The following is a 10,375-nucleotide window of genomic DNA, read 5'->3' as shown; positions in this document are numbered from 1 at the left end:
AGTCTTCCTTACCAACTTCAATCTCATAACAAACTCTTTTGCGTTCAAAACCCAATTTTTTCAACATATCTGTAGCATCTTTCCGTTCAGATGAAATCATAATCTGAATAGACTTGCCAAAATATCTGGATAATTTGTCTAAAATCTCTGAATTTACTTTGTCAAACAATTTCACTTCATCAATTTTAAAGTAAACATTTGAATTATGAAATGAGTTAAAATAATACAGAATCTTGATAATGTCTATTCCCTCGTTTTTAACTTCAAGAACTTTATTTTCTAAATTACCAATTTCAAAAAATTCATACATAATCAGCCTCTTGTTAAAATATTATCAATAAAACAATCTAATAAAAAAGTAAATAAAAAAAGTCTCATGCAAGTTTTTTCCTGACATCAAAAAAATTATTTTTTATAAAATTTCTCCCTTGAAATCTCATACACCACTGCCGTACGCCAATTCCCAAGCTGGTCTTTCCAGTTATTTTCAAGAACTTCCTTTTTTACGGCTTTAATTTTGTTTTCATATACATGCTGTGCTCTCTTATTTTCTAACATTGTATCCCATTCAATCTTATTTACCTTACATACAGAATTAATTTCTTTATTGGTAAAAATAAAATCAAACAACATATTTATAATTACTGTACCATAGCCTTTATTCTGGTATTCTTTTTCACAGATTTTCCAACCCGAATATGCAGTATCATTACCTGTTATACTATAGTCTAACTCACCTACCGGCTTTCCATCTATTTCTATTATACAAAGCTGACTTATGCGTCCTTCATTCCTCCTGACACATTCTATTGTTTCTTCCATGCTCTGTCCCAATCCATTAGGAAAGCCGGCATGTTCCATAATACTTCCGTCATTCCACCAATGGTTGAGAATTTCTGCATCTTTAAGATTAGCACTTCTGATAACTATATTGTCCTTTTCAATTCTCATCACTATCCACCTTTAAAATACCTTTATAAACCCAAATTATTCACGCTATAGTTACAGACCTCTTATTCTACATATTACAGCAGGATAATAACTTTTTGTCTGTAGTTATGGGGTGATATTACCAAACATCTGTAAAATTTACAGTATATACAAATTTAGATAGCACTAAAAAGTACTATCTAAATTCAAAATACAACTTATACTATTTATTCAAATAAATCCTTTAAATTTTCTTTAATATTATCCGCAAAACTCTTTTTCTTAGAAGATTTACCTTTCTTCTCCTTGTCTTTATCATCCGAAATATTAGATGGTTCACTATCAGCAGTTGTTTCTTTGACATCAGATTTATCTGACTTAGCCCTAAATCTTGTTTCAAGAGTAGAATCAAACTCTTCCAATATTCTCTTCTGTTCTTTAGTAAGCGTCTGTGGAGTCTGTACTATTAAAGTAATATAATGATCTCCCCTTACCTCGTTATTTCTAAGAGTAGACACACCCTTACCTCTAAGCCTTACCCTAGAATCTGTCTGCGTACCCGGTTTTACAGTATATATAACATCTCCATCAACTGTATTTATCCTTATATCTCCACCAAGCGCAGCTTGAGTGAACGAAATAGGAACAGATGAATAAATATCAAAACCATCTCTCTGGAAATTTGGATGTGAACCTACATTAACCTCTACAAGTAAATCTCCTCTTGGCCCTCCATTTACACCCGGTTCTCCTTTATCTCTAATTCTGATAGCCTGTTCATCATCTATACCTGCCGGAATATCTACTTCTATGGTTTTTCTTCTGGTAATATAACCACTACCACGACAATCAGAACATTTATCCTTAATAATCTTACCCGTACCACGACAATCCGGACAAGGCTGTGCACTGCTTACCATGCCAAACAAGGACTGCTGTGTATATGTAATCTGACCTGAACCACCACACTTTGTACAGGTTACAGGGCTGGTTCCTGCCTTTGCACCGCTTCCATGACAGGTTCCACATTCTTCTTTCATGTCAAGAGTAATTTCTTTTTTACAACCTTTTACAGCCTCATCAAATGTAATTCTAAGGCTATATCGTATATTGGCTCCCTTCATAGGGCTATTTCTACTTCTTCTACCACCACCGCCAAAGAAATCAAAGCCTCCTCTACCACTGCCAAAGAAACTCCCAAGTATATCACTAAGGTCTATATCACCAAAGTCAAAACCTCCTGCTCCACCACCGCCTCCATTACTAAAGGCAGCATGACCGAACTGATCATACTTTCTCCTCTTTTCATCATCACTAAGTACTGCATAAGCCTCAGACGCCTCTTTAAACTTCGCCTCGGCCTCTTTATCTCCAGGATTTGCATCCGGATGATATTTCTTAGCAAGCACCCTATAAGCCTTTTTTAAATCATCAGCAGATGCACTCTTAGCTACACCAAGAACCTCATAATAATCTCTCTTCTGATCTGCCATATTTATCCCACTTTCATCTTTTTATATTTTAAACTTAACGCAATTCACACAAATAACAATAAACAATTATATTTTATTCGTGTTAAAATTTAATTTCATTTATATCTTTATGTCAACACAGGGCTGCCACCCCAATTTTAGTGCGACAGCCCACTTGTTTAGTCTAAACTATTGTAACTATTATACTTCTCTATAATCTCCGTCAACAACATTATCATTGTTTACATTGTCATTTCCTGTCTGACCTGCTCCACTCATATCAGGACCTGCTCCTGCTGCACCCTGTGACTGCTCATAAACCTTTGTAAAAAGATTCTGCGCACTTGTCATAAGTTTTTCTTTAGCAGCTTTAAGCTTATCAATATCTTCATCAGATACACTATCAACAGGAGTTGCCTCAAGAATATCCTTAAGAGCCTTAAGATCAGCCTCTACAGAGCTCTTATCAGCATCTTCAATCTTATCACCTACATCTTTAAGAGCCTTCTCTGTCTGGAATACCATAGCGTCAGCATCATTTCTTGCGTCAATACCCTCTTTACGTTTCTTGTCCTGTGCCTCATACTCAGCAGCTTCTTTGACAGCCTTATCTATATCAGCATCACTCATATTAGAGCCTGCTGTTATTGTAATATGCTGTTCTCTACCTGTTCCAAGGTCTTTCGCAGAAACATTTACGATACCGTTTGCGTCTATATCAAAAGTAACTTCAATCTGAGGTATTCCTCTTGGAGCAGGAGCAATACCATCAAGTCTAAACTGTCCAAGACTCTTATTATCCTTAGCAAACTGTCTTTCACCCTGTACTACATTTATATCAACTGCAGACTGATTATCTGCTGCTGTTGAGAATACCTGACTCTTTCTAGTAGGAATTGTTGTATTTCTCTCAATAAGTTTTGTTGCAATACCACCCATAGTCTCTATAGAAAGGGAAAGTGGAGTAACATCAAGAAGAAGAATGTCACCTGCACCGGCATCACCAGCTAATTTACCACCCTGAATAGATGCACCGATAGCTACACACTCATCCGGATTAAGGCTCTTGCTTGCTTCCTTACCTATAATCTGAGCAACCTTAGCCTGTACAGCAGGAATACGAGTAGATCCACCTACTAAAAGTACCTTTTCAATATCACTTGCATTAAGTCCTGCATCCTTAAGTGCATTCTGAACAGGAATTGCTGTTCTCTCAACTATATCATGTATAAGCTCTTCAAACTTAGCCCTTGTAAGGTCAAGTTCAAAATGCTTAGGTCCTTCTACCGTAGCTGTAATGAAAGGAAGGTTAATATTGGTTGTTGTAGAAGAAGAAAGTTCCTTCTTAGCCTTCTCAGCAGCTTCTCTAAGTCTCTGAAGAGCCATCTTATCTGTAGAAAGGTCTACACCTTCTTTGTTCTTAAAATCTGTAATAAAGTAATCTGTAATTACATTATCTACATCATCACCACCAAGTTTTGTATCACCATTAGTTGAAAGAACTTCGATAACTCCATCACCGATATCAATGATAGATACGTCAAAAGTACCACCACCAAGGTCATAAACCATAATTTTCTGCTCTTTTTCATTATCAAGACCATAAGCAAGTGCAGCAGCTGTAGGCTCGTTGATAATACGCTTTACATCAAGTCCCGCTATCTTACCTGCATCCTTAGTCGCCTGTCTCTGCGCATCATTAAAATACGCCGGTACAGTAATAACTGCCTCTGTTACCTTTTCTCCAATATAAGCCTCTGCATCAGCCTTAAGTTTTTGAAGAATCATAGCAGAAATTTCCTGTGGACTATATGACTTATCATCAATGTTTACCTTATAATCAGTTCCCACATGTCTCTTAATAGAAGATATAGTTCTGTCTGCATTGGTAACTGCCTGACGTTTAGCAGTTTCACCTACAAGCCTTTCACCATTTTTTGTAAAGGCAACAATTGAAGGAGTTGTACGCATACCCTCTGCATTTGCAATAACTACCGGCTGTCCACCTTCCATAACTGAAACACATGAATTTGTTGTACCTAAATCAATACCAATTATTTTACCCATAATATTTACCTCACTTTTAATGTTAATATTTTATATTGTTAATTCACTACCTTAACCATACTAGGTCTTACAACACTTTCCTTATACATATAGCCTTTCTGAAGTTCTTCAGACACTATATTTTGACCAAAGCTATCATCCTCTCCATGCATAACTGCATTATGTATCTCAGGATTAAACTCTTTGCCTATTGCCTCTATTGCAGTAACTCCTGCATCTGTAAGACATTGCATAAGCTGTTTGTAAATCTTATCAATTCCCTGTGCAAACGCACCTTCTTTCTCCTCATCTGAAAGACTGTCAAGCCCTCTCTCAAAGTTATCAATAACAGGAAGTAATTTTTCAACTATTCCCTTAGCACCAAAATCAAACATCTGTGATTTTTCTTTTTCAGTACGCTTACGGAAGTTATCAAACTCTGCCATCTGACGCATCAACCTGTCATTTAAGTCATCTATTTTCTTTTTGTACTCTTCCTCTTTTGATGCCTCCCTTTCTCCTTTGACTTTATTTAACTCTTTCTCGTCTAAGGTCACTTTAGAAACTTTTTCATCATCTCTAACCACTTCAGTTTCAACCTTTTCTGCCTCTTTTTCGTGATGTAACTTTTTTTCTTTGTGATTCTTCAAAGCCTTCCACCTTTCCCTATGTATTACCTACATCGTTTATATCTTTTTTCATATCTATAAGTTTGATTGCCTTGGTAGTTTTGTCCTTCCTCTGGTGCTTAAATATATCATCCAGCTGTTTCATAAGGTTTTTAAGAATACCTACAACCTTTGCATAGTCCATACGCTTTGGACCGACTATACCAATCTTTCCATAAACACCTTCTTCTATTTCATAGGTTGCAGTTACAACTGAGCAATCCTTAAGACTTTCTACATTTGTATCATTTCCTATATATACTTGAATACCATCATCATTTCCATCATCCATCTTATCGGTAAGTAAAGCACATAATTCTTTTTTTTCTTCTATGGTATATAAAAGTTTCTGCATATTATCGTTGTCATTTAATTCCGGATACTTAAGAATGTTAGTAGCACCGCTTGTATATATCTTAAGTGAATCATCATCCGAAAATACCGAACCAATGGCATCTATAATCCGTCCAACCAAGTTGACATACTCACCTGCTTGTTCTTTCATTTTTGCAATAATTCCAATATTTATATCTTTCATATTTAATCCTGCAAGAAATGAATTAAGCATTATATTAAGTTTTAAAAGCAAACTTTTTTCAACCGGTTCATCAAGCCGTATTATAGTATTTTTAACTGCATTTTTTTCTAAAACTACTACAATGAGAAGATTTACTTCATCAATTTCTGAAAGTTGAATAAATTTTATATTATTACTTTCATACTTAGGTGCAGAAACCATTGTAGTATAATTTGTGTTCATTGCAAGTAAATTTGCAACCTTCTGTAAAAGAGTTTCCAATTTATCCGATTTCTCAATCAAATCTTTCTTTATATCATCTTCCTCTTTCACCCTTGCCTGCATCAAAGTATCAACATAAAGTCTATAAGCCTTATCTGAAGGTATCCTCCCTGCTGAAGTATGTGGTTTTACAAGATACCCCATATCTTCTAAGTCTGACATCTCATTTCTTATAGTTGCAGAACTTAATTTTAATTCAGAAAACTTTGAAATAGTTCTGGAGCCAACAGGTTCTCCCGTCTCAAGATAGTTCTTGATGACAGCTTTAAGTATCTCAAGTTTTCTCTCGTCAAGTTCCATCTCATCACTCCTTTCTATTTTTTATTAGCACTCATTCAAGTAGAGTGCTAATATCTAATTAGTAAGATACCACCATCAAACAAATTTGTCAACAAAAATATATAAAAATATTTGTGTTTTCTTTGTGTTCACTCAAATATTTCCTTATCTCATCTCATCTCATAAACTTATACTTTAACTTTTCTAAAAACTAAAGGCTAAGATATATTTCTATACCTCAGCCCATATAACTTATTACTATATTAATCCTTACTTATTATAGTCATGTCGTCTCTTCCTCATACTTTTAATTACTGAATTTGCAATCAACATCCCAAGCGCCAATGCTAAAGCTACCGACAGAGTTTCTACTCCAAGCTGTCCAAATTTCTTCCATTCACCTGTGACAGCAAGCCTCATTGTTTTATAAAGCATACCTCCCGGAACAAGCGGCATAATAGCCGATACCAAGAAAACCGTTGATGGTGCTTTTTCCTTTACAGCCATAATTTCTGCATATATATTTATAACCAATGCGGCTATAAAATACTTCATAGGCTCTGAAAACATAAAATATCCTGCCAATAAATAAGAAACCCATCCGATAAGCCCTCCAAGTCCTACCCCAAACAATCTCCTAGTTCCTGTATTAAAAGTAAATGCATAAGCGATAGAGCCAAAAAAAGATGCTGATAAGGCAGCTATTACAGTTACATATAGAGGCCATTCTCTAACATTTGACACAACTTCTCTTCTAAATATTTCTTCATAAAATTTGGATGATGCTGAAAATCCCACTGCTATCATCACTGCTATCAAGGTTGCCTCAATAAATCTTATACCACCGGTAATAGTATCTCCACCAAACATATCCCTCAGAGAATTGGTAAGCATAATCCCCGGAATTAAAAGCATTACATCACCTATACTTACTTTTCCTACCGAATCTGCTATCCCTGCTCTTACTGCCATTATCGCCAAGAACCCTCCCAAAAGAGATGAAACTACAATAGGAATGAATTTATTAATTTCAATCTTTCTCGCAAATTCATCTATATATTTAAACAACACAGCTATCAACGCCGAAACTATTGCATCCTTTATGCTACCTCCAAAGAAAATGGTAAACGAAAATGCAATCATCATAAAAAATAGTATTTGAGCAAAAAAAGAATAATATTTTTCCAACATTAACTCTGCAAATTTCTTTCTGCCCTCTTCCACCTTGAGATGATTTTCACAAATTTCCCTTGACAGTTCATTCATTTTCTCCAGCCTGTCCATGTTGTATGCAAATTTATCTACTCTCCTAGTCTGAGTAACCGAGCCGTAATCTCCATAGTAAACAGTAACTATCAGGCTTGTAGTTATAGAAAGAGCTTCAGTCCTTACTGCTCCAAAGCTCTTACATATCCTCCGTATACTATATTCAGTCCTTGCAACCTCTGCTCCGGATATAACCATCTGTTCTGCTATGTCCAGTACCAGTGCAAGTTTCTCCTCCCAATTACTTCTCTCAAGACTGTATTCTTTCCTAATCTCTTTTTTCAATATTTTTTCCAATCCTGTCATACTCGTCTAAAAAACTATACTTCTTTCCACCATATTTATAGGCTATTACAGTTTCAAGATTTACATGCGACATGCTGTTAAATATATTTGTAGATACACTAGGATTAATTTTTGACATTTCTTTAACAAGTTCCTTCATTTCTGTTCGTTTTGAAGTTCCCTCATCTCCCAGTTTCTCCTGCTCCTCTGTAAAACGACAGGCACATCTTAGAAATCTTAATCCATTATAATTTACCCAAGCCTTGATGTAATCTTCTCGTATCATATACATAGGGCGAATGAGTTCCATTCCTTCAAAATTCCTACTATGAAGTTTAGGCATCATTGTTTCATACTTTCCTGCATAAAACATTCCCATAAGCACTGTTTCAATAGCATCATCAAAATGATGTCCAAGGGCTATCTTGTTGCAACCAAGTTCTTTAGCCTTACTGTAAAGATGTCCTCTCCGCATTCTTGCACAAAGATAGCAAGGGCTTTTCTCTATGTCCACGACCACATCAAATATCTCACTGTTAAATATTTCTATCGGAATATCAAGAAGTTTTGCATTTTCTTCTATCAATTTTCTATTTTCAGAATTATAACCCGGATCCATAACAATAAATTTAAGTTCATACTCAAACTTTCTATGTCGTTTCAACTCCTGCATAAGTTTTGCAAGTAAAAAAGAGTCCTTTCCTCCTGAAATACAGACAGCTATCCTGTCGCCCTCTTTTATAAGTTCATATTCCTTTACAGCTTTTACAAAGTTTGTCCAAATTTCTTTATGATATTTCTTTACTATACTTCTCTCTATTTCTTTTACTCTGTCTAATTCTTTCATATACACCTTTTCTAAGTATTATTCTGCATAATGCAAATGTGCCTCATCAATGCACTCTAAAGTATTTTTAAGATACCGCTCAGCCAACCATCTTGACATAGGAAGATTTTGGTCTAAATAATTGCCACATTCTATAGGACTTGCTCCAGGTATCTCTCCTTCAAAATCCTTTGCAAAACTAAACATCTCTATAAGAAGTGGAATTATATCTTTAGACTCCAAATCTCCTGCCATAATGAGGTAGCAACCCGTCCTGCATCCCATAGGTCCAAAATATATTATCTTATCTTTGTATATTTTATGATTTCTTAAAAATGTTGCACAAATATGCTCTAAGGTATGAAGTTCAGCTGTATTCATAACCGGCTCTTTATTTGGTGTAGTCATTCTAAGGTCAAATGTAGTAATTATCTCTGCTCCGACCCTATCCTTTCTTGACACATACACTCCCGGTTCAAGTACTAAATGATTCACTGTAAAACTTGCTATCTTATCCATAATTTCTCCTTTTAAACTCCCTTTCAAATATTTTTCACAATCAACTCACTTCTATTTTAACTTTAAAATCTTATTTTTCAAGAGTTTATATATAAGATAATATGCTGAGTTTGCCTATATAAGAGCTTGCTCTTAATATAGGCAACGAAAGCAGATTATTAAGGTATTTTTATACCTGAAAGTTTTAAGTTCCTTCAATCGTTATATAATACGAACAGCTGTTACTATGTTGCAACAGCTGTTCTGAAAGCGTTTCTTGTTTTTAATTATAGTATTAACTCTTAGTGATTGACTGAACTCCCTTTATCGCCTGATCCGGCTGAGCCTGTACTGTACTTGTATTTGCAGCTGACTGAACTGCTGCCTGTGTCTTAAATGCTGATGAACTCTGTGCTGCCATAGCCTGCTCATTAGTTACACCCTTTGACTTATAGAAATCATCAAACAGCTTATTTGCCGCCGCCAGTGTCTTTTTGCTAATTTCAGGAAGTTCCTTGCCCCAAGCCTTAGTAGCCTCCTTATAGCCCTTTTCCATAGCAGCCTGCATAGCCTTCATTTCATTCACATCATCTCCTGCAAGAGCTGACGCATAGTCAAACATTCGTTTTGAAGTCTGTTCAACTCCCCAGTATCCCTTTTCAGATATGTCTTCTTTAGCCTGCTTTTTAGCAGCCTCACTTACAGTAAAGTTGCCTTTTGCAATCTTCTTCCAAACTTCATCCAGATTATTATCAGCAATAGCAATCTTCTGTCCCTGACCTGAAATAGTCTGAACTACAAGATCCAAGAATTTCTTTTCTCTTGCTGCAACCTCCTCCTTAAGTGCCTTAACTAAGGCTGCCCTATCTTCCTTACTCATCTTATTGATTTTGTAAGGCTCTTTCTTTGTGTCGGACGGTTTAGTCTTCTCATATACCGCTGCATCAGCAGTTTTCTGAGTTTTAGAAGTTGCCGCTACCTTTTTTGCAGAATTAGGATCAAGTGAAGTATTTTGCTCTGCCGGCGACTTCACTGTTACATTAACTGCTGCTGCATCCTTTGCCCTCTGAATTATCTTTTCAGCTGTTTCATCAGACTTGTTTACGGCATTGATACCTGTAATACTACTCATTTTTTTCTCCTTTCCTTGAAGATATACGCAAATCCTTTTGCTTTTTTGAAAGCATTATAAATTACAATGCTCCCTATCATATATATCGGTAAATAATAATATTAATTAACCTTAGAGCCTTTCTATATGCAAAAACTTGAACAAGTATTCGCCTGTATTACCTTTTGACTAAGT

Annotated in this window: 10 protein-coding genes; all 10 read right to left on the bottom strand. The window is 35.6% G+C overall.

The window, feature by feature from the left end; translation table 11 throughout:
• A partial coding sequence (locus ACTTG8_RS08900) for a hypothetical protein (RefSeq protein ID WP_442561767.1) occupies nucleotides 1-310 on the bottom strand: 310 nt, incomplete at its 3' end.
• A gap of 95 nt (nucleotides 311-405) precedes the next feature.
• On the bottom strand, nucleotides 406-951 hold the full coding sequence (locus tag ACTTG8_RS08895; protein ID WP_442561766.1) for a GNAT family N-acetyltransferase: 546 nt from the start codon (nucleotides 949-951) through the stop codon (nucleotides 406-408).
• A 206-nt stretch (nucleotides 952-1,157) separates the two neighbouring features.
• Nucleotides 1,158-2,423, bottom strand: coding sequence for a molecular chaperone DnaJ (dnaJ, locus tag ACTTG8_RS08890; RefSeq protein WP_442561765.1), 1,266 nt, complete (start codon nucleotides 2,421-2,423; stop codon nucleotides 1,158-1,160).
• Nucleotides 2,424-2,603: 180 nt separating this feature from the next.
• The gene (gene dnaK, locus ACTTG8_RS08885) at nucleotides 2,604-4,469 is read right to left on the bottom strand and encodes a molecular chaperone DnaK (RefSeq protein ID WP_442561764.1); all 1,866 of its coding nucleotides are present in this window, start codon (nucleotides 4,467-4,469) and stop codon (nucleotides 2,604-2,606) included.
• 38 nt (nucleotides 4,470-4,507) lie between these two features.
• Nucleotides 4,508-5,098: a nucleotide exchange factor GrpE gene (gene grpE / locus ACTTG8_RS08880; RefSeq protein ID WP_442561763.1), complete on the bottom strand. Its 591-nt coding sequence runs from the start codon at nucleotides 5,096-5,098 to the stop codon at nucleotides 4,508-4,510.
• Nucleotides 5,099-5,114: 16 nt separating this feature from the next.
• Nucleotides 5,115-6,215 carry a heat-inducible transcriptional repressor HrcA gene (hrcA, locus tag ACTTG8_RS08875; protein ID WP_442561762.1) on the bottom strand — a complete coding sequence of 367 codons (1,101 nt, stop codon included), beginning with the start codon at nucleotides 6,213-6,215 and terminating at the stop codon, nucleotides 5,115-5,117.
• A 249-nt stretch (nucleotides 6,216-6,464) separates the two neighbouring features.
• Nucleotides 6,465-7,766, bottom strand: a complete 1,302-nt coding sequence (locus tag ACTTG8_RS08870; RefSeq protein ID WP_442561761.1) for a threonine/serine ThrE exporter family protein — start codon at nucleotides 7,764-7,766, stop codon at nucleotides 6,465-6,467.
• Nucleotides 7,729-8,592 carry a tRNA 2-thiocytidine biosynthesis TtcA family protein gene (locus ACTTG8_RS08865; protein WP_442561760.1) on the bottom strand — a complete coding sequence of 288 codons (864 nt, stop codon included), beginning with the start codon at nucleotides 8,590-8,592 and terminating at the stop codon, nucleotides 7,729-7,731. Before ACTTG8_RS08865 ends, ACTTG8_RS08870 begins: the two co-directional genes overlap by 38 nt.
• An 18-nt stretch (nucleotides 8,593-8,610) precedes the next feature.
• Complete coding sequence (locus ACTTG8_RS08860) at nucleotides 8,611-9,090, bottom strand: S-ribosylhomocysteine lyase (RefSeq protein WP_442561759.1); 480 nt, start codon at nucleotides 9,088-9,090, stop codon at nucleotides 8,611-8,613.
• Nucleotides 9,091-9,364: 274 nt separating this feature from the next.
• Nucleotides 9,365-10,201: a hypothetical protein gene (locus ACTTG8_RS08855; RefSeq protein WP_442561758.1), complete on the bottom strand. Its 837-nt coding sequence runs from the start codon at nucleotides 10,199-10,201 to the stop codon at nucleotides 9,365-9,367.
• Nucleotides 10,202-10,375 lie beyond the last annotated feature (174 nt).

Source organism: Catonella sp., assembly GCF_052173895.1.
GTDB lineage: Bacteria > Bacillota > Clostridia > Lachnospirales > Lachnospiraceae > Catonella.
Note: the sequence above shows the minus strand (reverse complement) of the source record. Positions and strands in the feature narration are given on the sequence as shown.